A 23,615-nucleotide genomic window follows, 5' to 3' on the forward strand; every position below is an offset into this window, starting at 1 on the left:
GTCAGCCCTTGCCCCGGTTGGGAGAGGAGAGCGCGCGGTCGCTGTCGGCGGCGATGAAATCGAGAATCTCGATGACCGGAACGCAATCGGCATATTCGTCGCGGATCGCCGCCGCATTGCCGCGGATCGAACCCTCGCTCTCGAAAATCTGCTTGTAGGCGCGGCGAACCCGATGGATCGTCGCCTTGTCCATGCCCGCACGGCTCATGCCGACCACATTGAGGCCGCCGAGGGCGCCGGGAATGCCGTTCAGCATGCCGTAGGGAATGACGTCATAGGCCGCACCCGAAAGGCCGCCGACGAAGGCCTGCCGGCCGATACGCGTGAACTGATGCACGGCCGAGCCGCCACCGATGATGACGCGGTCCTCGACGATCACGTGGCCGGCAAGCATCACGCTGTTCGACATCACGATATGGTCGCCCAGAATGCAGTCATGCGCGACGTGCGAATTGGCGAGGAAGAGGTTGTTGTTGCCGATGACGGTCTTGCCGCCGCCGCCCGTCGTGCCGGTATTGACCGTCACGCCTTCGCGGAACGTGCACATCTCGCCGACCGTCAGGGTCGTCTCTACGCCGTCGTGGTGCAGGCTCTGGGGATCGCCGCCGATAACGGCATTGGGGAAGATGCGGCAGCCGCGGCCGATGACCGTGCGCCCCGTCACGACCGCATGCGGCAGAAGCTCCACTTCCTCATGCAGAACGACCTTCGGCCCGACATGACAAAACGGGCCGATAACGACGTTCTCGCCGATGACCGCCCCGTCCTCGACGACGGCGAGCGGATGGATCTTCGCACTGGCGGCAATCATTGTCAGGCATCTTCCTTGTTGACGATCATCGCGCCGATATCAGCTTCGGCGACAAGTTGCCCATCAACTTTTGCATCGCAATGAAACTTCCAGATATTGCCGCGCTGCTTCTGCTTCGTGACGTGGAACTCCACGCGGTCGCCAGGCACGACCGGCTTGCGGAAGCGGGCATTGTCGATCGTCATGAAATAGACGAGGTTCGAGCCGACGCCCGACTTGCGCGCGCAGATCGCGCCGGCCGTCTGCGCCATGCCCTCGATGAGCAGGACGCCCGGCATGATCGGGTTGTCGGGGAAATGCCCCGTGAAATGCGGCTCGTTGACCGTCACGTTCTTGATGCCGATCGCGGAGTTGTCGCTATCGATCTCGATGATCTTGTCGACCAGCAAGAACGGATAGCGATGGGGAAGAAGCGTCAGGATTTCACGCAGATCGGCAGTGCCAAGCGTTGCTTTGGTCTCTTCACTCATCCTTGCCACCCTTTTTCTTCTCACGAGCACTGGCGCGCATGGCGATCTCCGCCACGTCACGCAGGAAATCACGCATGGGACGTGCGGGGATACCGCCATATTTCTCCCCGGGGGGAATATCGCCCACGACGCCGCTCATCGCGGCGATCATCACGCCGTCGCCGATGCTGATATGACCGTTGATGGCGGAAGCGCCGCCGATCATCACGCCGTCGCCGATACGCGTGCTGCCGGCGATGCCGACCTTGCTGACGATGCCGCAATGCCGGCCGATGCGAACATTGTGGCCAATCTGCACGAGGTTATCGATCTTGGTGCCCTCGCCGATCACCGTGTCATCCATGGTGCCGCGGTCGATGGTCGTGTTCGCGCCGATCTCGACATGGTCCTGGATGATGACGCGGCCGATCTGAACGATCTTGATCATGCCCGGCTTCAGGCCCGGCGCATAACCGAATCCGTCCTGGCCGATACGGGTACCCGGATGGATGATGACATTGTTGCCGATAAGCGCGCATTGCACGGTGGCGCCGGCGGCAATCGTACAGTTGCGGCCGATACGCACGCCCGCGCCGATAACCGCGCCGGGGCCGATATGGCTGCCCTCACCGATCTCCACATCCTTGCCGATCACTGCCATAGGCTCGACCGTCACATCCGGCTCAAGCCGGGCCGTCGGGTCGATGTAGGCGCCGGGAGCAATCCCGCCAGAGGTCGAGGTCATCGCTTCCGGCCGCATGGCGGACGGATGCAGCAACTCGCCTGCAAGCGCGAAAGCAGTATGGGCGCGCGGGGAAATCAGTACGGCGATGGACGCCGGCACCAGCGATGCCAGCGCGCGGTCGCACAGGATGGCTGTCGCCTCGCTGGTTTCCAGCTCGGCGCGCATCTTGCGAGAGAGAATATAGCAGAGATCGCCATCTTTCGCCCGGGCGACGGGCGAAACGCTGCGCACGATACGATCGGCATGTGCAGCGTCTACGAGTTCCGCCCCAAGCCTTGCTGCCAGGTCACCCAGGCGAACCCCGGCATGGGGCGGAAAGAACCGGTTATGCTCCATCGGCGTGCTCCAGAACGCTCGTGTTCCTGTAGTTCTGGATCAACAGACTCAGAACTGGGTCGCGATGCCGAACTTGAAGCGCTGGACTTCGTCGAAGTCTTCCTTCTTGAGCGGAATGGCATAGTCGAAGCGCAGCGGACCGAACGGCGAAGCCCAGATGATGGATGCGCCGACCGAAGCACGCAGGCTCGAGCTGGTGCCGACTACCGAGTCGCTGCCGGTAAACGCGTCATTACCGTAAAGCGTGCCCGCATCGGCGAAGACCGCACCACGGAAGCCCGAGTCACGCGGAACGAGCGGCAGCGGGAAGGACGCTTCGGCAGATACGGTGAAGTAGGTCGTACCGCCGATGGAGTCGTAATCCGCCATCGTGCCCTTCTTCGCCCGCGGTCCGATGCCGCCGGATTCGAAGCCGCGAACGTCAGCAGCAGAGAGCTTGAACTGGTCGTAGACCTTGGTCTCGTCGCCCGTACCCCAGATGTGGCCGCCGGCAACAGAGATGGAGCCGATCACGTCGGCATCTTCGAGCAGCATATGGAAGTAACGCGCCTTGCCCGAAACCTTGTAGAAGTCGGAATCACCGCCAAGACCTGCGAATTCCTGCGTGACCTGCGCGAAGATACCGTCGCGCGGCAGCGTCTTGTCGTCGATCGTGTCGAACGTCACGGTATGCGAGATGGACGAGCGGACCAGCGGGCTTTGCCCGACGACCGTCCAGTACGGCGTGGAGATGTAGGGTTCATTGGTGGTCGGCGCGCTGTAGTCCAGCTCCGTATAGTTGTAGCGGAGCGTGGTCGACAGATCTTCCGTGATCGGCGCCGTCACCCGCAGGCTGAAGCCCTGCGTATCGACGTTGTAGTAGTCCTCGCTCGTATCTTCGTTCTTGAAGAGATCGAAGCCGGCCGCAAGGCGGTAGCCGAGGAAATACGGCTCCGTAAAGGACAGGCTGTAGTCGCGCGAGTTCTTGCCGCCGCCTGCGGCGATGCGGATGTACTGGCCGCGACCGAGGAAGTTCTTTTCCTCGATGGAGGCTTCCAGCTTGACGCCGCCATTGCTGCCGGTCTCGTAGCCGGCACCGATGCCGAACGAACCGGTCGACTGGTCCTGAACGTCGACGACAAGGACGACGCGGTCGGACTGGCTGCCCGGCGCGGTCGTGATGTTGACCGACGAGAAGAAGCCGAGGGCTTCGAGGCGGCGCTTGGCGCGCGTGATGACTTCCTGGTTGAAGGCGTCGCCTTCACCGATATCGAACTCACGGCGGATGACGAAGTCGCGCGTGCGGGTGTTGCCGCGAATCTCGATGCGTTCGACATAGGCGCGCTCGCCCTGGTCTACCAGGTAATCCACGGCGATGGTGCCGTTGCCGAGGTCGCGGTTGCCGCGCGGCGTTACGCGGGCGAAGGGATAGCCCTTTGCCGCGACGCGCTGGGAAATCTCGGACATCGTTTCCTGAACGTCCTTCGCCCGGTAAACCTTGCCCGGACGCGATTCGATGAGGCCCTTCAGTTCCTCGGAGTCGAGGCCCTCAACCGTCGATTCGACATTCACGTCACCGAAGTTGTAGCGCTGGCCTTCTTCGACCGTGAAGGTCACGACATATTCGTTCGATGCTTCGTCGAGGACGGCTTCCGCGGAGATGATGCGGAAGTCGGCAAACCCGTTGTTGAAGTAGAACTGGCGCAGCGCCTCTTCGTCGGCGCGCAGCTTGTCCTCGCTGTAGACGTCCTTGCGGGTCAGGAACGAGAGGAAGTTCGACTTCTTGGTCAGGATGACGGAGCGCAGACGGCTGTTGCTGAATGCCTCGTTACCGACGAAGTTGATCTGCGAGATCTTCGTGCGGTCACCCTCGTCCACGACGAAGGCGAGGTTCACGCGGCCGTTGCCGAGCGGATAGGTCTGGGTGGTGACGGTGGCGTCGCTGCGGCCGATCGCGGCATAGGCATCGCGGATCGCCTGCTTGTCGGCCTCGATGGTCGTCTCGCTGAACGGACCCTGGGCACGCGAGCGGATAACCGCCTCGAGCTTGTCGTCCTTGATCTTGCGGTTGCCGTTGATGACGACGGCATTGATGAGCTGGTTCTCGTTGACGACGACGACGAGCGTGCCGCCGGAGACCGAAACCTTCACGTCGGAGAAATAGCCCGTCGCGTAGAGGCGGCGCACCGACTCGTCGATATCGGCATTCGAGAAGGTCTTGCCGGGCTGGATGGAGATATTCGCCTTCACCGTCTCGGCGCTGACGCGATCGGCGCCGCTCACCTGGATGCGGTTGACGACCGCAGCCTCGGCGCGGGTGGCGGAGACAAGCGTGGCAAAAGAGCCGCCCGTGACAACCATACTCGCCGACAATGCAACGGCAGACACGGCGTTCAAGAAGTTTGAACCAGCTTTCATCTTCACAACTTACCTTCGTTTTATCGCCCGGCAGGCATGCCCGATTCCGGACACGATTGCCGTTTTAACCGCTTTTGCCATACAAGCAAGGTCATGCGTTAATTTCTGTTTACTTCAATTCAAACCGTGGCCCTTAGGCCACTACCTGTTTTTCATCACGGTAAACAAAGCGTTAGCGCAACTGGCTCGTGACTGCGGCTCCCCTTTTCCAATTCCTGCCGGCTTGCCGGCCCATTTCAGCCGAGAAGCATGGATATGTCGTTCCAGGTCGCAAAGACCATCAGCATGAGCACCAGCGCCATGCCGATGCGGAATGCGATCTCCTGCGCCCCGGGGCCGACAGGCCTGCCTCGGACAGCTTCCACCGCATAGAACATCAAGTGCCCGCCATCAAGTACCGGAACCGGCATCAGGTTCAAAAGTCCAATGGAAACAGACAGGACCGCGGCAAGTTGCAGCAATGCGGCAACACCCAGCGTCGCCATCTGGCCGGAAGCCTGCGCCACGCGGATCGGCCCGCCGAGCTGATCGGCCTTCATCCGGCCCGTCACGAGGTTGGACAGATAGTCGAACGTGCCGGTCACGATATGCCAGCTCTGCACCACGCCCTGCCACACGGCCTCGACGGGGCCGTATTCGACGACCCGGAAATTGCCGGTCTCCTGGTTGGTGACGATACCGATCAGGCCCAGTTCGACCTTGTTGCCGAACTGGTCGGTGATCTCGGTGCGCTGCGGCACCATGGGAAGGTCGAGATCGGCGCCGTCACGGCGCACGGTCACGATGATCTTCATCTCCGGGCGCACGCTGACATAGCGGCGCACATCGTCGAAGGTGACGACCGGACTGCCGTCAAGCGCGACCAGAAGGTCACCCGGCTTGACGCCTGCCATGGCGGCGGCGCTGTCGGGGCGCACTTCCGCAACGATGGGATCGGCGACCTGCCGGCCGTAGATGGAGAACATCACGGCGAAGATGGCGATGGCCAGCACGAAATTGGCGATGGGACCGGCGGCGACCGTAACGGCCCGCTTCCACAGGGCGGCGCCCAGGAAGGTGCGCTTGCGCACGGACTCCGGCAGCGCGGCGACACTCTCATAGTCGGGAATGGAGGCCGGGTCGTCGTCGCCGAGGAATTTTACGTAGCCGCCAAGCGGGATCGCCGAGAGCTTCCAGCGCGTGCCGTGCCGGTCGTTGAAGCCGATCAGCTCCGGGCCGAAGCCGACCGAGAAGGCGGTGATGCCGATGCCGGACCAGCGGCCGGCAAGATAATGCCCCATCTCGTGCACGAAGACGATCAGCGTCAGCACGATCAGGAAGGGAACGATGTATCCCGTCAGGAATCCGGCGAAGCCGGCCAGCATATCCATTATCCCAGTCCCAAATCTCTCGCGGTTACGGGCCGAAAAGGAACACGCTCGCCGGCGTGTTCGCGGTGCCCGACACGATGGCATCGCCAAGCGCAATGAGGAACGCGGCGAAGCAGGCGAAAACAAGGCCGTCGACGCGGTCCATGACGCCGCCGTGTCCCGGAATGAGGCGGCTCGAATCCTTCACGCCGAAACGGCGCTTGATGAAGGATTCGAAAAGGTCGCCGATCTGGCTGAAAACGGACAGCACCAGCGCGATGACGGGCACCCACAAGCCGTTCAGCGAGAAGAACGCCATATGCACGAGCGTGCCGGCGATGACCGCGGCAATCGTCCCGCCGATCGCCCCGGACCAGGTCTTGCCCGGCGAAATCGGCGGCGCCAGCTTCGGCCCGCCGATGGCGCGGCCGACGAAGTAGGCCAGGATGTCCGTTGCCCAGACGACAGCGAAGATAAAGAGCATGGCGGCGAAGCCGTGCGCGGTGTCGCCGCGTATCGCGGCAAGCGAAATCACCGTCAGACCGGAATAGGCGATGCCGCCCGCAAGCCAGCCGCTTCCCTTGAGGATCAGGGCATAGACGACGCCGATCGCAACGGCGCCGATGAGCAGCGGCAGCGCGAATTCGTCGAAGCCGAAGAGCACGAGGCCGGAGACGAGCACGACGGAGAGCCAGCCGAAGGCATTGCCGCGGAAATCGGTTTCCGCAAGCCGCGTTATGGTCGACCACTCGTAATAGACGAGCAGCGCGATCGCGGCGGAAAGGACGCGGAAGGCAAAACCACCGAACCACGTCGCGGCGAGCACGACGACGGCGAGAACGATGCCGGAAAGAATGCGCAGCTTGAGTTCACTCTGCATCACGACCCTACTGCAAGCGTGGCGGCGGGCTGCAGCCCGCCGAACCGGCGCTCCCGCATGGCATAGCGGGAGAGCGCGGAAATGAAGGTCTCGCGCGAAAAATCGGGCCAGAACTCGGGAATGAACATCAGTTCGGCATAGGCCGCCTGCCAGAGCAGGAAATTCGAAAGCCGCTCCTCCCCGCTGGTGCGGATGACGAGATCGGGATCGGGAATGCCGGCCGTATCGAGGCCGGCGCCGATGCGCTCCGGCGTGATCGCGGAGGGATCGAGCCGCCCGGCCGCCACCTCGGCGGCGAGCCTACGCATGGCGCGCGCCATCTCGTCACGCGCGCCGTAATTGAAGGCGATCACCAGCGTGATGCCGGTATTGGCGCGGGTCGTCTCCTCAGCCTCCAGCAGCAGCGGCAGGATATCGCCCGCAAGGTTCTGCCGGTCGCCGATGATGCGGATGCGCACATTCTGCTTGTGCAGCACGGCAAGGTCGCGCCGGATGAAGGTCTTGAGCAGGCCCATGAGGTCGGAGACCTCGCTTTCCGGCCGGCTCCAGTTCTCCGAGGAGAAGGCGAAGAGCGTGAGATAGGAGACGCCGCATTCGCTGGCCGTCTTGACGGCCTCGCGAACGGCTTCCACGCCCTTGCGATGTCCCATGGCGCGTGGCAGGCCGCGCGCATTCGCCCAGCGTCCGTTGCCATCCATGATGATGGCGACGTGTGCCGGTACGGTGCTGGGCGAAAGCTGGTTCATGGGCAATCCGGAAAAGAGAAAATGAATGCAGGTGGCCGGGGCCTTATACCTGCATGATTTCCTTTTCCTTCTCGGCAAGCAAGCGATCGACGTCCAAAATCACGTCGTCCGTCATCTTCTGCACCTTTTCCGACTGGCTGCGGCTCATATCCTGGCCGATATCGCCATCCTTCTCGGCTTTCTTGAGGTCGTCCATGCCGTCGCGGCGGACGTGGCGGATCGCGACCTTGGCCTTCTCGGCATAGTCGTGCGCGACCTTGACGAGCGACTTGCGGCGCTCCTCGTTCAGCTCCGGCAGCGGAATGCGCAGGTTCTGGCCGTCGATGATCGGGTTGAGGCCGAGATTCGATTCGCGGATGCCGCGCTCGACGGCGCCGACCATGCCCTTGTCCCAGACGGAAACCGACAGCATGCGCGGCTCGGGAACGGAGATGTTGGCGACCTGGTTCAGCGGCACGCGCGAACCGTAGGCCTCGACCTGCACCGGGTCGAGCACGTTGGCCGAGGCACGGCCGGTGCGCAGCGACGCGATGTCGTTCTTGAACGCGTTGATCGCGCCGTCCATGCGGCGCTTGAGTTCTTTAAGGTCGATACCTTCACTCATCGGAATACTCCCGTTTTCAGTCATGGCTGCACGCAATGGGCGTGCGCGCCTCCAGAATCAGTTGTCGGTTACGATGGTCCCGCGCCCGCCGCCGGTCAATATTTCGGCGAAACCGCCTTTCTCGTGGATGGAGAAGACGATGATCGGAATGGAATTCTCCCGCGCCAGCGCAACGGCGGCGACGTCCATGACGGCAAGGCCCTTTTCCAGAATCTCGCTGTGCGTCAGGCGGTCGAAGCGGGTGGCGTTCGGGTCCTTCTTCGGGTCGGCGGAATAGATGCCGTCGACCTGCGTGCCCTTGAAGATCGCCTCGGCGCCCATTTCGGCGGCGCGCAGCGCGGCGGCCGAGTCGGTCGTGAAGAACGGGTTGCCCGTGCCGCCGGCGAAGATCACCACGCGGCCGAGCGACAGGTGATAGAGCGTCGCACGCTGCGAGAAGCTCTCGCAGATTTCCGGCATGGCGATGGCCGAGAGCACGACCGTGTCGATGTCGAGCTTGCGCAGCGAGGTCGCCAGAGCCAGCGCGTTGATGACGGTCGCCAGCATGCCCATGTGGTCGCCGGTGACGCGGTCGCCGCCCTTGGAGGCGACGGCGACGCCGCGGAAGATGTTGCCGCCGCCGACGACGACGCCGACTTCGACGCCGAGCGCGCGGGCTTCGGCAATGTCGGAGGCGATGCGGTCGGCGACGGCAACGTCGATACCGAAGCCTTGCGATCCCATCAGCGCCTCACCGGAGGCTTTCAGCAGAACACGTTTGTAGATTGGCTTGGCAGTCATGGTCGCTCCTGAACTCGTGCGCCTGCTCGCCCGATCCGGCCGCCGGGCGAAAACCGGAGGACGGTTCCGCGCAGGGCAGCCTTGGCCGCAGAGAAATTTCGGGGCAGGCATTTCGGCAAGCCGGATACACGAAGGGCGCCGCGTTGTCACGCGGCGCCCTCACCTTTTCCCTAAGGGAATAGGAAAATCAGCCCTTGGCGGCGGCGGCGACTTCAGCAGCGAAGTCCGACTCTTCCTTCTCGACGCCTTCGCCGAGCAGGAGGCGGGCCATGCCGGTGACTTCGATCGGCGCGCCGACGGTCTTTTCAGCTTCCTTGACGGCAGCGCCAACCGTGAGGTCGGGGTTCATGACGAAGGCCTGCGACAGCAGGGCGACTTCCTCGAAGAACTTGCGCATGCGGCCTTCGACCATCTTCTCGATGATGTTGTCCGGCTTGCCGGAAGCACGGGACTGCTCGATGAAGACGTTGCGCTCGCGTTCAGCGACGGCGGCGTCGACTTCTTCGGCGCGGATGGCGAGCGGAGCCGTTGCAGCAATGTGCATGGCGACCTGGCGGCCGATGGCGTTCAGGGCTTCCTTGTCGCCGGTCGACTTCAGCGCGACGAGGACGCCGAGCTTGCCGAGGCCGTCAGCGGCGGCATTGTGGATGTAGGTCGCGACGACGCCGTCTTCGACCGACAGGGCAGCCGAGCGGCGCAGGTTCATGTTCTCGCCGATGGTGGCGACGGCGTCCTTGATGGTGTCGGTGACCGACTTGCCGGTTGCCGGGTAGATGGCGGCGCCAACGGCTTCAACGGTGCCGTCGGTGCCGAGAGCAACGTCGGCAACGCCGCGAACCATGCCCTGGAAGGCATCGTTGCGGGCGACGAAGTCGGTCTCGGAGTTGACTTCTACGACGACGGCCTTGGTGCCGGCGCTTGCAACGCCGATGAGGCCTTCGGCAGCCGTGCGGCCCGACTTCTTGTCGGCCTTGGCGATGCCCTTGGCGCGCAGCCAGTCGATTGCCGCTTCGATGTCGCCGTTGTTCTCAGCCAGCGCCTTCTTGCAGTCCATCATGCCTGCGCCGGACTTTTCGCGCAGTTCCTTCACCAGTGCAGCGGTGATTTCAGCCATTGTGAGCCTCTTGTCGGTTCTTGTTGCGTGCCGCCGGAAAACCTCGGCGAACTCAAGGTTTTGGGAACGAATGTACCCGGAAGTATGACAGGGTGATGAAGACCACCCCGGCCTGCCGCCTCAGCCGTGACCCCATGGGTCGCGGGCAGACAGGGTCTTCAAACGAGCCGAGGCCAGGGATCGTCTCTCTGGCCTCGACAAGATGGAAAAGCAGGAGCGAAGCTCGCTCCGACTTAGACCTTACGCTTCGCCTTCGAGAGCCGGCTCGACCGGAACTTCGGCGGAAGCGCCGAGGTCACGGCCCGAAGCGCCCTGCTGGCGCGCGATGCCGTCGATGGCGGCGCGGGCGATCAGGTCGCAGTAGAGCGAGATGGCGCGCGAGGCGTCGTCGTTGCCGGGGATCGGGAAGTCGATCGGGTCCGGATCGCAGTTCGAGTCGATGATGGCGACGACCGGGATGCCGAGACGCTTGGCTTCCTGGATCGCGATCGATTCCTTGTTGGTGTCGATGATGAACATCAGGTCCGGGGTGCCGCCCATGTCGCGGATACCGCCGAGAGCCTTTTCAAGCTTCTCGCGCTCGCGCTCGAGGGTCAGGCGTTCCTTCTTGGAATAGCCGGAGCCTTCCGAGGAAAGGATCTCGTCGAGCTTGCGCAGGCGCTGGATCGAGTTGGAGATCGTCTTCCAGTTCGTCAGCATGCCGCCGAGCCAGCGCGAGTTGACGTAGTACTGGGCCGAACGCTTGGCAGCGTCAGCGATGATGTCGGAAGCCTGGCGCTTCGTGCCGACGAAGAGGACGCGGCCGCCGCCGGCTACCGTGTCGGACACGACCTGAAGGGCGCGCGACAGAAGCGGAACGGTCTGTGCTAGGTCGATGATGTGAACGTTGTTGCGGTCGCCGAAGATATACGGCTTCATCTTCGGGTTCCAGCGGTGGGTCTGGTGGCCGAAGTGAACGCCGGCTTCCAGAAGCTGGCGCATAGAGAAATCGGGCAATGCCATGCCTAGTTATCCTTTTCCGGTTGAACCTCCGCAAGGCGAACAGCACTTCCTTCGGAAATGCCACCGGCGGAACAGCCCGGATTTCTCCCGGACGATCCCATGCCTCACGTGTGGAATGAGCGGCCCTTTAACCGCAGTTTCCCGGCAAATCAAGGGCAAATGGGTAAAAAAGTGCCTTACTTGCACTCCGACTGCTTGAGCAGCTCCAGCTTGGCGAGCTTGCCGCTCAGCACGAAATCGCCATAGTCCATGGTGAGATCCCGGGTGATGCCGTTCTCGTAAAGCTTGAAGGACATGCGGTAGACCGGCAGCGCATCGCCCTCGCCCGCATCGTTGTAATAGGCGATGGAGACCGGCCAGAAGCCCTGCCTGGCGAAATCGCCCGCCTTGTCGGCATCCACGTCGCCGGCCTTCGGCATCTCCTTCTTGCCGACGACGGTCGTCGTCATCAGTGTCTTGTCGCCCGAATCCGAGCCGTCGAAGATGCGCGATTCGAAGAAGCGCTCGCCCTTTTTGGCACGCGCGATGACTTCCAGCATATGCTCGGTCGGAAAGCGGCTCGCCGCCAGTTCCACCTTCCGCGTGTCCGGCGAGGTCAGGTCGACGCTGACGCCCTCCTTGCCCTCATGGGCGGAGCCGCGCACTTCCTTGTCGAGCTTCTCGTCGGTGAAGGAACGGGTGAGGAAGCGGAAATTGCCGTTCTTCAGGTCCTCGTAGGTCGTCGTCTGCTGGTCGGTCAGCTTCGTTTCCTCGCCGGTATTGACCTGCGTCACGAAGCGGAAGCTCACCGTATAGCCGTCACAGGGGCTGCCGTTGAACTCGTAGACCATGCGGCCATACATGCCGGCGATGCCGGAACGTTCGCTCGCATCCTTGAGCTTGAGGTCATAGACGGCGCGGTGCGGCGCAAGCCCGCTCGCCGGGTTGGCAAAAGCGCTGGTAACGCCGCTGCCGGCGAAGCATGCCCCGGCCAGAAGGGCCGCGACAAAGGCTGAACGAAACATCCGTTTCCTCCTGTTGAATCCGGTGGCGATGTTATATGAACTCTTTCGGCAAAAGCGAGGCAATATCCGCGCGTTGCCGCATTCATTTCCAATCGTGCAGCCGAGCATGGAGACCGCAATGTCCGCTGAAATCGAAAAACGCGTCAAGGAACTGGGCTACGACATTCCCGTTGCGGCGGCACCCGCGGCAAATTACGTGCCCTTCGTGATCAGCGGCAACATGCTTCATATTTCCGGCCAGCTGCCGATGCAGGACGGAAAGCTCGCCTATACCGGCCATCTCGGTACGAATGTCGACGTCGCCGGCGGCCAGAAGGCGGCGGAACTGTGCGCCCTCGGCCTCCTCGCACAGGCCAAGGCCGCGCTCGGCGATCTCTCCCGCATCAAGCGCATCGTCAAGATCAACGGCTTTGTCGCCTCCGCGCCCGATTTCGTCGAACAGCACCTCGTCCTCAACGGCGCGTCGAATTTCCTCGTCGGTGCGCTGGGCGACGCCGGCAAGCATGCCCGCGCCGCTGTCGGCATGGCCTCGCTCCCGCTCAACGCCGCCGTCGAGATCGACGCCATCATGGAAATCGCCTGATGCACAAGTTCAACTGGCTGACCGAGCGGCCGATCGCCCATCGCGGCTATCACGACCTCAACCGGGCCGTCTGGGAAAACACGCTCTCCGCCTTCGCCCGCGCGGCCGATGCAGGCTTTGCCATCGAATGCGACCTGCAATATGCGGCCGACGCCATTCCGGTCGTCTTCCATGACGATAACCTGAAGCGCCTGTGCGGCATCGAGGGGGACGTGCGCCAGCGCACCGCCGCCGAACTCGGCCTCCTGACCATCGGCGGCACGGCGGACCGCATCCCGACGCTCCGCCAGCTTCTCGATCTCGTGAAGGGCCGCGTGCCGCTCGTGCTGGAACTGAAGGGCCGCAAGGATGACGACGATGGTTTCGCCATGGCAGTGCTCGACGCCATCGAAAGCTACGAAGGCCCCATCGCACTGATGAGCTTCGACCATTGGCTTCTGAAGGACCTCAAGGAAATCGGCACCAGCCGCCCCGTCGGCCTCACGGCGGAAGGCGCACGCCCGGAAAATTTCGCCGTTCACGAGGAGGCGATGCAGCTCGGCCTCGACTTCGTTTCCTATTATTACGGCCATCTGCCGAATACCTTCATCAGCCGCCAGCGCGATCTCGGCAAGCAGGTCATCACCTGGACCGTCCGCGACGACGAGGCGCGCACGATCACGGCCAACAACGCGGACCAGATGACCTTCGAGGGCTTCGATCCCCGCGAGCCGTTGACTGCCTGACGAGATGGCGGAGGCGGTGCGCATCCGTATCGAAACGAGCTTCGCCGATATTCCGGCGGAGGATTGGGGGCGCCTTGCCGGCGCCTCCCGGGACGATGCCGAAACGCCCTATAACCCCTTCATCAGCCACGCCTTTCTCTCCTCGCTAGAGGAATCGGGCTGCGCCATCGCCGAGACCGGCTGGCTCGGCCAGCACCTGCTGCTCGAGGACGAGGACGGCGGCCTGCTCGGCGCCCTGCCCGCCTACCTCAAGAACCACAGCCAGGGCGAATATGTCTTCGACCACAGCTGGGCCGACGCCTTCGAACGTGCCGGCGGGCGCTATTATCCGAAGCTGCAGGCTTCCATTCCCTTCACGCCCGCGACCGGCCCGCGCCTCCTGCACCGTATCGGCCAGCCCGTCATCGAAACGCAGGCCGGACTTGCCGAAGGCTTCAAGGAGCTGTGCCGCCGGCACGGCGCATCCTCCGCCCATGCGACCTTCGTGCCGGAGGCGGAAATGCCGGTCTTCGAGGCCGCCGGCTACCTGCACCGCACGGACCAGCAGTTCCACTTCCTCAATGCCGGCTACGGCACGCACGACGATTTTCTCGAAACACTCGCTTCGCGAAAGCGCAAGGCGCTGAAGAAGGAGCGCCGGGCGGCGCTGGAGCACAGCATTGAAATCGACTGGCTGACCGGCAGGGACCTGACGGAATCCGTCTGGGACCAGTTCTTCACCTTCTACATGGACACCGGCGGCCGCAAATGGGGCCGGCCCTATCTCAACCGCACATTCTATAGCCTGATCGGCGAGCGCATGGCCGACGACATCCTGCTCGTCATGGCCAGACGCGAGGGCCGTTACATCGCCGGCGCGATCAACTTCATCGGCGGCGACACGCTCTTCGGCCGCCACTGGGGTTGCATCGAGGACCATCCGTTCCTGCATTTCGAGGTCTGCTATCATCAGGCCATCGATTTCGCCATCGACAAGGGCCTTGCCCGCGTCGAGGCCGGGGCGCAGGGGGAACACAAGCTCGCACGCGGCTACCTGCCCGTCACCACCCATTCCGCCCATTACATCGCCCATGCCGGCCTGCGCCGCGCCGTCGCCGACTATCTCGAGCGCGAGCGCCGCGACGTGGAGGAAATGGGTGAATACCTTGCCGACCATGGCCCCTTCCGCCGTGGCGAACACCAGGACTGAAACACCGGGAGACCCGCATGACCGCCTACGACACCAACAATATCTTCGCCAAAATCCTGCGTGGCGAAATTCCCTCGCACCGCGTCTACGAGGACGAGCACGCCGTCGCCTTCATGGATGTGATGCCACAGGCGAACGGCCATACGCTGGTCATCCCGAAGGCTCCCTCGCGCAACATCCTCGATGCCGACCCGCAGACGCTCGCCAGCCTCATGCCGGTCGTGCAGAAGGTGGCGGTCGCCGCCAAGGAAGCCTTCGAGGCCGATGGCGTCACCGTTATCCAGTTCAACGAGCCGGCCGCCGGCCAGACCGTCTACCACCTGCATTTCCACGTCATCCCGCGCGTCGAGGGACTACCGCTGAAGCCGCATTCCGGTACGATGGAGGATCAGGGCGTGCTTGCCGCCAATGCGGAAAAGCTGCGCAAGGCGCTCAGCTAGCGCCGAGAATGGCAAGCCCCGCGGCCAGGAACCCCATGGCCGCGGCGATGCCGAGGATTTGCCGGAAGCGTCCACCGAGAAAGAAACAGAGCGCGCCGAAGATGACCGCCCCGAGCCTCAGCCAGAGCGGCGAGGCTTCCAGCGTTCCCGTTGGAAAGAAGATCATCTTGGCGATGACTGCCGCCACCAGCGCCGTGGCGACGGCCCTCACCCAGTTCAACAGTTCGGACCGCTCGTCTATGCGGTTGCCGGCAAGCACGCCCGCCCAGCGCCAGAGATCCGTCGCCAGCCAGCCGGCGACGGCGATATAGATATAGGGCCAGAGGCCATCGAAACTCATCGGCGCGCCTCCCGCAAGCGCAAGACGCGCTCACCCCACCAGGCCAATGTGCCGCCGATCACGCCGGCCAGAAGAATATCGTATTGCGGCGCGATCACCGCGAAGAGCCAGCCGAGCGCAAGCCCGATGCCGAGCGCGAAATAGATCACGCGATGACGGGCGGAAATCCAGATCGAGGTGAGGAAGTAGACCGGCGTCAGGAAGAACAGGCAGCCCGAGACGATCGGCGGAAACTCCGAGACCGCGCCATAGACAAGACCGACGAGCGCGATGTTGATACTCGTCAGCGTGATGCCGAAACCGGCAAAGAAGGCGACGCGCCCATGGCGCGGCACGTCCCGCACTCGCTCCATGGCAAAGACCCAGGCGGTGATGGCGACGAAATGCGAGATGACCAGCAGCAGCCAGGTCGGCGTACGCCGGTCGCGGATTTCCGGCACCAGCGCCGCGACCATCGGCATCATGCGCACGGAGGAAAGCGTCACCGCGATGAAGGCGGCGGCGATATGCGCGCCCGACAGCATGGAGCCGACGAGGATCACCTTGGCCGGCAGCGCCCAGACGATACCCGTCATGAACATGACCTGCCCGACAGGAATCCTGGCCTCCGCCGTGAAGGCGGCGAAACCGACGAAGGAGAGCATCAGGATGATGGCCGGCAGGCTGAAAAGGCCGCGCATGCCGAGAAGGAACCAATGAATCTGCGAATGGGGTTCCGGCTCGGCGGTCATGAAAGTCTCTTGCGACAAAAGAAAGCCGGGCAGTCTCCTGCCCGGCCGGTATGATGCGTAAAGCCGTTACTTCTTGCGCGGCACCTTCGGAACCGCACTGGAGGACTTGCGCGGCGGCTCATCCTTCGGCTCCTCGGCCTTGGTCTCAGCCGCCTTCTTCGAAGACTTGGCCTTGGCCGGCGCCGCCTCGGCGGCAACGGTTTCCCTGGCCTTGCGCGGCTTCGCCTGCTTGGCGGGGCGCTCCGCGATCTCAGCCTTCGGCTTGATCGGTGCCGTTTCCGGCACGGCGTCGAGGATCAGGCCCTTCGAGCCGTCTTCCTTGAGGCCGACGGAGACGCGCACGACGCCGCCCTTCTTGAGCTTGCCGAAGAGAATCTCGTCGGCAAGCTTCTTCTTGATGTTTTCCTGGATGACGCGCGCCAGCGGGCGGGCGCCCATCTTCTCGTCGTAGCCCTTCTCCGCCAGCCACGAGATCGCCTCCGGCTGGAGATCGAAGGTGACGTTGCGCTCGGCAAGCTGCGTTTCGAGCTGCATGACGAACTTCTGCACGACCTGATGGATGACCGGCGTCGGCAGCGAGCCGAACGGGATGATCGCATCGAGGCGGTTGCGGAACTCCGGCGTGAACAGGCGGTTGATCGCCTCCATGTCCTCGCCCTCGCGCTTGGACGAGCCGAAGCCGATCGCGGCCTTGGCCATGTCGGATGCGCCCGCATTGGTCGTCATGATCAGGATGACGTTGCGGAAGTCGATCTTCTTGCCGTTATGGTCGGTCAGCGAGCCGTGATCCATGACCTGCAACAGGATGTTGTAGAGGTCCGGATGCGCCTTCTCGATCTCGTCGAGCAGCAGCACGCAATGCGGATGCTGGTCGACGCCGTCCGTCAGGAGGCCGCCCTGGTCGAAGCCGACATAGCCGGGAGGTGCGCCGAGCAGGCGCGAGACCGTGTGCCGCTCCATGTATTCCGACATGTCGAAGCGCAGCAGCTCCACGCCGAGCGAGCTGGCAAGCTGCTTGGCGACTTCCGTCTTGCCGACGCCCGTGGGGCCGGAGAACAGGTAGCAGCCGATCGGCTTGTTCGGCTCGCGAAGACCGGCGCGTGACAGCTTGATCGCCGAGGCCAGCGCCTCGATGGCGAGGTCCTGACCATAGACGACCGAGCGCAGTTCCTTTTCGAGGTTGGCGAGCACCTGCTCGTCGTCCTTCGAAACGGTCTTCGGCGGAATGCGGGCCATGGTGGCGATGGTGGCCTCGATCTCCTTCTCGGTGATCAGCTTGCGGCGCTTGCCGGCGGGCAGCAGCATCTGGGCCGCGCCGGTCTCGTCGATCACGTCGATCGCCTTGTCCGGCAGCTTGCGGTCGTTGATGTAGCGTGCCGAAAGCTCGACGGCCGTCTTGATCGCTTCGTTGGAGTATTTCAGCTTGTGATACTCTTCGAAGTAGGGCTTGAGGCCCTTCATGATCTCGATCGTGTCGTCGATGGTCGGCTCGTTCACGTCGATCTTCTGGAAGCGGCGAACGAGCGCCCGGTCCTTCTCGAAGAACTGGCGGTATTCCTTGTAGGTCGTCGAACCGATGCAACGGATCGCGCCGGAGGAAAGCGCCGGCTTGAGAAGGTTGGACGCATCCATCGCACCGCCGGAGGTCGCCCCTGCGCCGATGACCGTATGGATCTCGTCGATGAACAGCACGGCGCCCGGATACTCTTCGAGTTCCTTGACGACCTGCTTCAGCCGCTCCTCGAAGTCGCCGCGATAGCGCGTGCCGGCGAGCAGCGTGCCCATGTCGAGCGAGAAGATCGTGGCGTCCGCCAGCGCCTCCGGCACCTTGCCTTCGACGATGCGCTTGGCGAGGCCCTCGGCGATGGCCGTCTTGCCGACGCCCGGATCGCCCACATAGAGCGGGTTGTTCTTGGAGCGGCGGCAGAGAACCTGGATCGTGCGGTTGACCTCGGCGTGACGGCCGATCAGCGGGTCGATCTTGCCGCCCTTCGCCTTCTCGTTGAGATTCACGCAGTAAGCCGTGAGCGCATCCTGCTTCTTGGCGGGCTCTTCCTGCTCAGCGCTGCCGCGCTGCTGCTTCTGCTCGTTTTCCGCATCGTCGGAGCCGCGCACAGAGCGCTGCTCCGTGGAGCCGGGCCGCTTGCCGATGCCGTGCGAGATGAAGTTGACGGCGTCGTAGCGCGTCATCTCCTGCTCCTGCAGGAAATAGGCGGCATGGCTCTCGCGCTCGGCAAAGATCGCGACGAGCACGTTGGCGCCGGTCACTTCCTCGCGGCCGGACGACTGGACATGGATCACCGCGCGCTGGATGACGCGCTGGAAGCTGGAGGTCGGCTTGGAATCCTCCTCGTAGCCGGTGACGAGGTTCGCCAGCTCGTCGTCGACATATTCGGTCAGCGTCTTGCGCAGCACGTCGAGATTGACGTTGCAGGCGCCCATGACGGCGGCCGCGTCGGCGTCGTCGATCAGCGCCAGAAGGAGATGTTCGAGCGTCGCATATTCGTGGTGGCGCTCGTTCGCGTAGGTCAGTGCCTGGTGGAGGGCCTTTTCAAGGCTTGAAGAAAATGTTGGCACGGTCGTTCCTCATTTCTTTTCCATGACACATTGCAGCGGGTGCTGGTGCTGGCGGGAGAAGTCCATCACCTGTGTCACTTTGGTTTCGGCAACCTCGTAGGTGAACACGCCACACTCGCCTACGCCATGATTGTGCACATGCAGCATGATCCGCGTGGCCGCTTCCCGGTCCTTCTGGAAGAAACGTTCCAGAATGTGGATCACGAATTCCATGGGTGTATAGTCGTCATTGAGAAGCAGGACGCGGTACAGGCTCGGCTTCTTGGTCTTAGGTTTCGTGCGGGTAATGACCGAGGTGCTGCGACCGGGAGTGTCGCCGCCCTCATCGCCATCCTGCATCCGAACCCATCTCACATTCATGCGTGTCCATTCCCTTGACTACAGTCGCTTGCATCGGTGCGCCTCGCCCGAGGCTGCCATCTGGAACTGTTATCTAATGTCTCGGCACACGATTGTAAGACCCTCGCTTCGCACTGCAATCATAATCGCTGGCCATCCGAAGGAAATACCCGGATTTGCTGCCGCTGCGTCAGCCTCGCGCAATCCCCGGAACGCGCAAAGGCCGGCCGCGGTTGCCCGCGACCGGCCTTTGAACGCAATACGCGTAGGATTATCAGGCTGCGACAGCGGCCTTGGCGGCAGCGGTGGCCTTGGCAACCGGTGCTTCGTAGGTCTTGTAGGCGCCCTTTGCGAGGTCCGCATACATTTCGCCAAGCTTGGTGGCTTCGGCGACGAAACCTTCATAGGAGGTCTTCACGAAGGCGCTCTGCAGTTCGACGGCAGCTTCGACACTCTTGACGCCGGACAGCTTCTCGAAATGGGCAATGCCGTTCTCGAAGGACTTCTTGGAATAGTCGGCGGCCTCGGTGGCGATCGCCTGCCAGCCCTGCGCGACGGACGTGTAGCTCTTTACGAACGTGTCCACGGCTTCCTTGCCCTTCTTGTTGGCGTCATCGAAATTGAACATCGAAGTCTCCTTTGGATCCCGGTGATTGACCCGAAATCTATATGCAATGCACAAAAAAGTCAATCGCGATGCTGCGATGCAATATTCCGCAGGCAAAGCAAGACCTTGCGCGATAGGTATGATCATTGGGCGCTGACAAAACGCAATTCGTCGTAAAACGATAATAAAAAGCCCGGCGCGCAGAGCGGCCGGGCCTCGATGTTCCTGCGAGGATAGCGACGGATCAGAGATCGATGTCGAGGATCGCCATGGAGAAGTTGTAGGACAGTTCCCCGTCCTCGTCGTCGCGGAAGATGACGCCCAGGAATTCGTCGCCGAGATAGACTTCCGCCGATTCATCCTTGCGCGGGCGGGCCTTCACGACGATCTCCTTGTTGAGATTGCGCTTGAAGTAGGCCTCGAGCTTCCTGATTTCTTCCGGCTTCACGTTATGTCTCCGTCAACGGTTGATGTGCGGCGCTTCTCGCACCTGCCTTTGGGCGTGTAAACCCTCCAATTCCCTATGAAGGGGACTTTTCCCGCTCACACGTCGTAGTCGAAGGCGGCCAGAAGCTGGTCCATCGCGCGCGACGGCTCGTTGCAGCCCGCCTCGCCCACGACCCGCGCCGGAACGCCCGCGACCGTCGATTTCGGCGGAACGGGCTTCAGCACCACCGACCCCGCGGCGATGCGTGAGCAATGGCCGATATGGATGTTGCCGAGGATTTTTGCGCCCGCCCCGATCATCACGCCGTCGCCGATCTTCGGATGGCGGTCGCCGCCCTCCTTGCCGGTGCCGCCGAGCGTGACGTTATGGAGGATGGACACATTATCCCCGATGACGGCGGTCTCACCGACGACGAAGCCCGTCGCATGATCAAGGAAGAAGCCCTTGCCGATCCGTGCGGCCGGGTTGATGTCCGTCTGGAACACGCTGGAGGATCGGCTCTGCACATAGAGGGACAGGTCGCGCCGGCCCTTCTCATGCAGCCAGTGCGCCAGGCGATGGGTCTGGATGGCGTGGAAACCCTTGAAATACAGCACGGCGTCGAGGAACCGCAGGCACGCGGGGTCGCGGTCGTAGACGGCCTGGATATCGACGCGCAGGATGCCGCCCCATTCCGGCCAGTCCTCCAGCATCTCGTCAAAGATCTGATGCAGCAGGTTGGCCTGGAGGTCCGGGTGGTCGAGGCGCTCGCAGACCCGGTGGATCACGCTTTCCTCCAGCGAGCGGTGGTTGAGCACCGTCGAATAGAGGAAGGCCGCCAGCAGCGGCTCGACCTCGGCGGCCACGCGCGCTTCCTCGCGCAGGCTGTCCCAGATCGGATCCATGGCCTTCAGCTTCTCGCTGGCCCTCAGTTCATTCGTCGCGACCATCGCCGCACTCCTTGGTATCATTCGCCCTGAATATAAAGCAAAGCGCGTCCAAGCGGAATGGCCGCCCGGAGGTTGTCGTAATGGGCCGTCAGCGCCCGTCGATTTCCGCGTAGAAGTCCAGCACGGCGCGCTTGAACACCTTGTCGCCGACGGCAAGCATATGGTCGCGGCCGGGAATGTCGAGCGCCCGGGCGTCCGGCATCAGGTCGGCGAGCGGCTGCGGCGCGCCGGCGATGTCGTCCTTCGTGCCGACGCCGATCAACGCCGGAGCGTCGATGCGCGCCATGTCCGCCGGCGTCAGCAGGTCGCGCGAGGTCATAATGCAGGCGGCAAGCGCCTGCCGGTCGGATTTCGTCTGGTCGGCGAAGGCGCGGAACATGCGGCCGCGCTCATGCGTCACCGCCTCCAGCGACGGGGCGAGCAGCGCATCGGCGATGGGATCCCAGTCGCCGACACCCTCGACCATGCCGATGCCGAGACCGCCAAAGACGACGGAGCGGACGCGGTGCGGATGGGCGAGCGCCATGAAGGCCGTGATGCGCGCACCCATGGAATAGCCGAAGACATGCGCCTCGGAAATACCGAGATGATCGAGCAGCGCGGCGGCGTCGCCCGCCATCAGCGGCGGCGTGTAGAGCGCCGGGTCGTGCGGCTTGTCGCTTGCGCCGTGGCCGCGATTGTCGATGGCGATCACCCGGTAGCCGGCATCGCCCAGCGTCTTCAGCCAGCCGGGAAACACCCAGTTGACATTGGCACTGGAGGCGAAGCCGTGGATCAGCAGCACCGGCGCGCCGGCCGGATCGCCCTCGTCGAAGAAGGCAAGCTCCAGGCCGTCACGGGTGAAGCGGGAAAAGGGCGGGTTGTCGAGGTTCATCGCGGGGCCGTCTTTCGTTTTCTCGCCTTGCACATAATGCCGATCCGCCGCCGAGAAAACCGCAAAGGGGCCGAAATCTCATAAGCCGCGACGGTTTTGCATCTACACATTTCGCCCGAAGGCGACTATGGTCCGCGCCAGAAAAGAGCATTTGCACGGAGCATGACATGGCTGGCCACAGCATTCCCCATTTCCAGAACGACGGCGGCCATAGTTCGATCGAGATCGGCGTGAAGGAATTCATGTGCGTCGGCGCCTCCGTGCCCTACGACCATCCGCACGTCTTCCTCGACATGGGCGACGACAACGAGAAGGTCTGCCCCTACTGCTCGACGCTCTATCGCTACAACCCGGCGCTGAAGGCCACCCAGACCGATCCGGCCGGCTGCACCTTCACCAACCAGGTCGCGGCGTAACGGCCGAAAGGCCGGTATCCCCATGTCCACCGTCAAGACCACGACCATCGTCGGCGCCGGTATTGCCGGCCTGACGGCGGCGCTTGCGCTGGCCCGCAAGGGCATCGCTTCCCACATCATCGAACAGGCCCCGGCCCTCGAAGAGGTCGGCGCCGGCCTCCAGCTTTCGCCCAACGCCTCGCGCATCCTCGCCGACCTCGGCCTTATCGATGCGCTGCGCGCGCGCTGGACGGAACCCGACCGCATCCTGCTGGCCTCCGGCCTCTCGCTCTCCCCCCTCGCCTCGGTCCCGGCCGGCGTGTCCGCCCGCAACCGCTGGCATGCGCCCTACGGCGTCCTGCATCGCGCCTCGCTACAGGCCGTGCTGCTGGATGCGGTTCACCGGGAGTCGTTGTGCACGCTGACGATGGGCGAGCGAATCGAGACCGCCGACGCGGCGCTCGCCATCGCGCCGGCCGACATCCTCATCGCCGCGGACGGCGTCTGGTCGCGGCTCAGGCAAGCGGTGCCCGGCGCCCTTCCCGCCCGGTATTCCGGCAATGTCGCCTGGCGCTTCCTCGTACCCTACGATACGGCGCCCGCCTTTCTCGATCCGCGCGCCGTGACGGCTTTCCTCGGGCCGCACGCCCATCTCGTCGCCTATCCGCTGGCCAAGGTCCAGGCCTTCAACATCGTCGCCATCCATGCCCAGCCGGAGGCACCGGCGGAAGGCTGGCTACGCCGGGGCGACAGCACGACCCGCGCGCGCCTGCTGAGCGCCTTCGCCACCTGGCACACGGATATCCGCCGTCTCCTGCCCGATGCGAAAGACCCGTTGGTCTGGCCGCTCTTCGGCTGCCCGGACGGCGCATGGACAGATGGAAGAACCGTGCTGATCGGCGACGCCGCCCATGCCATGACGCCATTCGCGGCGCAGGGCGCTGCAATGGCGATCGAGGACGCGGCGCTGCTCGCGGAAAGATTGGCGACGGCCACGGACAAGACGGCCGCTCTCGGCAGCTTCGAGAAAACCCGCCGGGCGCGCGTCGCCCGGGTGCGCAGCCGCGGCGCCTTCAACCGCTTCGCCTATCACGCCCGCGGTCCTGTCGCCCTCGCCCGCAATCTGGTGCTGTCGTTGCGCAAGCCGGAAGACCTCGCAGCCGATTTCGACTGGCTCTACGGGTATAGAACGCCGGAGTGAGCCCCCTCATCCGCCTACCG

General features: G+C 63.5%; 26 protein-coding genes. 6 read left to right on the plus strand and 20 right to left on the minus strand.

Annotated elements, in window-relative coordinates; genetic code table 11:
• Position 1: 1 nt before the first annotated feature.
• The 12 genes from lpxA to MOE34_RS09155 form a co-directional block, all read right to left on the minus strand.
• On the minus strand, positions 2 to 817 hold the full coding sequence (gene lpxA / locus MOE34_RS09100; protein ID WP_242223863.1) for an acyl-ACP--UDP-N-acetylglucosamine O-acyltransferase: 816 nt from the start codon (positions 815 to 817) through the stop codon (positions 2 to 4).
• On the minus strand, positions 814 to 1,281 hold the full coding sequence (gene fabZ / locus MOE34_RS09105; RefSeq protein WP_160784265.1) for a 3-hydroxyacyl-ACP dehydratase FabZ: 468 nt from the start codon (positions 1,279 to 1,281) through the stop codon (positions 814 to 816). Before fabZ ends, lpxA begins: the two co-directional genes overlap by 4 nt.
• Positions 1,274 to 2,341 (minus strand): UDP-3-O-(3-hydroxymyristoyl)glucosamine N-acyltransferase, encoded by a 1,068-nt coding sequence (gene lpxD, locus MOE34_RS09110; protein ID WP_242223033.1) that lies wholly within the window; start codon positions 2,339 to 2,341, stop codon positions 1,274 to 1,276. The genes fabZ and lpxD overlap by 8 nt, the downstream gene beginning before the upstream one ends.
• A gap of 48 nt (positions 2,342 to 2,389) precedes the next feature.
• Positions 2,390 to 4,738: an outer membrane protein assembly factor BamA gene (bamA, locus tag MOE34_RS09115; protein WP_242223040.1), complete on the minus strand. Its 2,349-nt coding sequence runs from the start codon at positions 4,736 to 4,738 to the stop codon at positions 2,390 to 2,392.
• 236 nt (positions 4,739 to 4,974) lie between these two features.
• On the minus strand, positions 4,975 to 6,108 hold the full coding sequence (rseP, locus tag MOE34_RS09120) for an RIP metalloprotease RseP (protein WP_242223042.1): 1,134 nt from the start codon (positions 6,106 to 6,108) through the stop codon (positions 4,975 to 4,977).
• A 25-nt stretch (positions 6,109 to 6,133) separates the two neighbouring features.
• Positions 6,134 to 6,967 carry a phosphatidate cytidylyltransferase gene (locus MOE34_RS09125; protein WP_242223045.1) on the minus strand — a complete coding sequence of 278 codons (834 nt, stop codon included), beginning with the start codon at positions 6,965 to 6,967 and terminating at the stop codon, positions 6,134 to 6,136.
• A complete protein-coding gene (locus MOE34_RS09130) occupies positions 6,967 to 7,713 on the minus strand; it encodes an isoprenyl transferase (RefSeq protein ID WP_242223046.1) in 747 nt (248 codons plus the stop codon). Before MOE34_RS09130 ends, MOE34_RS09125 begins: the two co-directional genes overlap by 1 nt.
• Positions 7,714 to 7,756: 43 nt before the next feature.
• Positions 7,757 to 8,317, minus strand: a complete 561-nt coding sequence (frr, locus tag MOE34_RS09135; protein WP_242223048.1) for a ribosome recycling factor — start codon at positions 8,315 to 8,317, stop codon at positions 7,757 to 7,759.
• A gap of 57 nt (positions 8,318 to 8,374) precedes the next feature.
• A complete protein-coding gene (gene pyrH / locus MOE34_RS09140) occupies positions 8,375 to 9,097 on the minus strand; it encodes a UMP kinase (protein WP_242223050.1) in 723 nt (240 codons plus the stop codon).
• A gap of 187 nt (positions 9,098 to 9,284) precedes the next feature.
• Positions 9,285 to 10,211: a translation elongation factor Ts gene (tsf, locus tag MOE34_RS09145; RefSeq protein WP_119259226.1), complete on the minus strand. Its 927-nt coding sequence runs from the start codon at positions 10,209 to 10,211 to the stop codon at positions 9,285 to 9,287.
• A gap of 240 nt (positions 10,212 to 10,451) precedes the next feature.
• Positions 10,452 to 11,213, minus strand: coding sequence for a 30S ribosomal protein S2 (rpsB, locus tag MOE34_RS09150; RefSeq protein WP_242223052.1), 762 nt, complete (start codon positions 11,211 to 11,213; stop codon positions 10,452 to 10,454).
• Positions 11,214 to 11,389: 176 nt separating this feature from the next.
• Positions 11,390 to 12,217, minus strand: coding sequence for a cell envelope integrity EipB family protein (locus tag MOE34_RS09155; protein WP_242223054.1), 828 nt, complete (start codon positions 12,215 to 12,217; stop codon positions 11,390 to 11,392).
• A gap of 118 nt (positions 12,218 to 12,335) precedes the next feature.
• Between MOE34_RS09155 and MOE34_RS09160 the strand changes: the two genes are divergently transcribed.
• The 4 genes from MOE34_RS09160 to MOE34_RS09175 are packed head-to-tail and all read left to right on the plus strand — an operon-like array spanning position 12,336 to position 15,154.
• Positions 12,336 to 12,800 (plus strand): RidA family protein, encoded by a 465-nt coding sequence (locus tag MOE34_RS09160; protein ID WP_242223056.1) that lies wholly within the window; start codon positions 12,336 to 12,338, stop codon positions 12,798 to 12,800.
• Complete coding sequence (locus tag MOE34_RS09165; protein WP_242223058.1) at positions 12,800 to 13,525, plus strand: glycerophosphodiester phosphodiesterase; 726 nt, start codon at positions 12,800 to 12,802, stop codon at positions 13,523 to 13,525. The genes MOE34_RS09160 and MOE34_RS09165 overlap by 1 nt, the downstream gene beginning before the upstream one ends.
• Before the next feature lie 4 nt (positions 13,526 to 13,529).
• On the plus strand, positions 13,530 to 14,714 hold the full coding sequence (locus tag MOE34_RS09170; protein ID WP_242223060.1) for a GNAT family N-acetyltransferase: 1,185 nt from the start codon (positions 13,530 to 13,532) through the stop codon (positions 14,712 to 14,714).
• A 17-nt stretch (positions 14,715 to 14,731) separates the two neighbouring features.
• On the plus strand, positions 14,732 to 15,154 hold the full coding sequence (locus MOE34_RS09175) for an HIT family protein (RefSeq protein ID WP_242223062.1): 423 nt from the start codon (positions 14,732 to 14,734) through the stop codon (positions 15,152 to 15,154).
• On the opposite strand, the gene MOE34_RS09180 is transcribed toward MOE34_RS09175, so the two are convergent.
• From MOE34_RS09180 to MOE34_RS09215, 8 genes are all read right to left on the minus strand, one after another.
• Complete coding sequence (locus MOE34_RS09180) at positions 15,147 to 15,494, minus strand: AzlD domain-containing protein (protein WP_242223064.1); 348 nt, start codon at positions 15,492 to 15,494, stop codon at positions 15,147 to 15,149. The genes MOE34_RS09175 and MOE34_RS09180 overlap by 8 nt on opposite strands.
• On the minus strand, positions 15,491 to 16,225 hold the full coding sequence (locus MOE34_RS09185) for an AzlC family ABC transporter permease (RefSeq protein WP_242223067.1): 735 nt from the start codon (positions 16,223 to 16,225) through the stop codon (positions 15,491 to 15,493). Before MOE34_RS09185 ends, MOE34_RS09180 begins: the two co-directional genes overlap by 4 nt.
• 66 nt (positions 16,226 to 16,291) lie before the next feature.
• Complete coding sequence (clpA, locus tag MOE34_RS09190; protein WP_242223069.1) at positions 16,292 to 18,802, minus strand: ATP-dependent Clp protease ATP-binding subunit ClpA; 2,511 nt, start codon at positions 18,800 to 18,802, stop codon at positions 16,292 to 16,294.
• Between the two features lie 9 nt (positions 18,803 to 18,811).
• Positions 18,812 to 19,162: an ATP-dependent Clp protease adapter ClpS gene (gene clpS / locus MOE34_RS09195; RefSeq protein ID WP_160784283.1), complete on the minus strand. Its 351-nt coding sequence runs from the start codon at positions 19,160 to 19,162 to the stop codon at positions 18,812 to 18,814.
• A 253-nt stretch (positions 19,163 to 19,415) separates the two neighbouring features.
• Complete coding sequence (locus tag MOE34_RS09200) at positions 19,416 to 19,769, minus strand: phasin family protein (protein WP_242223070.1); 354 nt, start codon at positions 19,767 to 19,769, stop codon at positions 19,416 to 19,418.
• A gap of 223 nt (positions 19,770 to 19,992) precedes the next feature.
• Positions 19,993 to 20,196 (minus strand): DUF3126 family protein, encoded by a 204-nt coding sequence (locus tag MOE34_RS09205; protein ID WP_064330164.1) that lies wholly within the window; start codon positions 20,194 to 20,196, stop codon positions 19,993 to 19,995.
• A 95-nt stretch (positions 20,197 to 20,291) separates the two neighbouring features.
• On the minus strand, positions 20,292 to 21,125 hold the full coding sequence (gene cysE, locus MOE34_RS09210; RefSeq protein WP_242223071.1) for a serine O-acetyltransferase: 834 nt from the start codon (positions 21,123 to 21,125) through the stop codon (positions 20,292 to 20,294).
• 88 nt (positions 21,126 to 21,213) lie between these two features.
• Positions 21,214 to 21,999, minus strand: coding sequence for an alpha/beta fold hydrolase (locus MOE34_RS09215; protein WP_242223072.1), 786 nt, complete (start codon positions 21,997 to 21,999; stop codon positions 21,214 to 21,216).
• Between the two features lie 167 nt (positions 22,000 to 22,166).
• Here MOE34_RS09215 and MOE34_RS09220 point away from each other — a divergent pair, with 167 nt between their 5' ends.
• Both MOE34_RS09220 and MOE34_RS09225 read left to right on the plus strand, forming a co-directional pair.
• Positions 22,167 to 22,415 (plus strand): zinc-finger domain-containing protein, encoded by a 249-nt coding sequence (locus tag MOE34_RS09220; protein ID WP_242223074.1) that lies wholly within the window; start codon positions 22,167 to 22,169, stop codon positions 22,413 to 22,415.
• 22 nt (positions 22,416 to 22,437) lie between these two features.
• The gene (locus MOE34_RS09225) at positions 22,438 to 23,595 is read left to right on the plus strand and encodes an FAD-dependent monooxygenase (protein WP_242223076.1); all 1,158 of its coding nucleotides are present in this window, start codon (positions 22,438 to 22,440) and stop codon (positions 23,593 to 23,595) included.
• The last annotated feature ends 20 nt before the right edge of the window (positions 23,596 to 23,615 follow it).

It is taken from the genome of Shinella zoogloeoides (genome assembly GCF_022682305.1).
Classification (GTDB): Bacteria; Pseudomonadota; Alphaproteobacteria; order Rhizobiales; family Rhizobiaceae; genus Shinella; species Shinella zoogloeoides_B.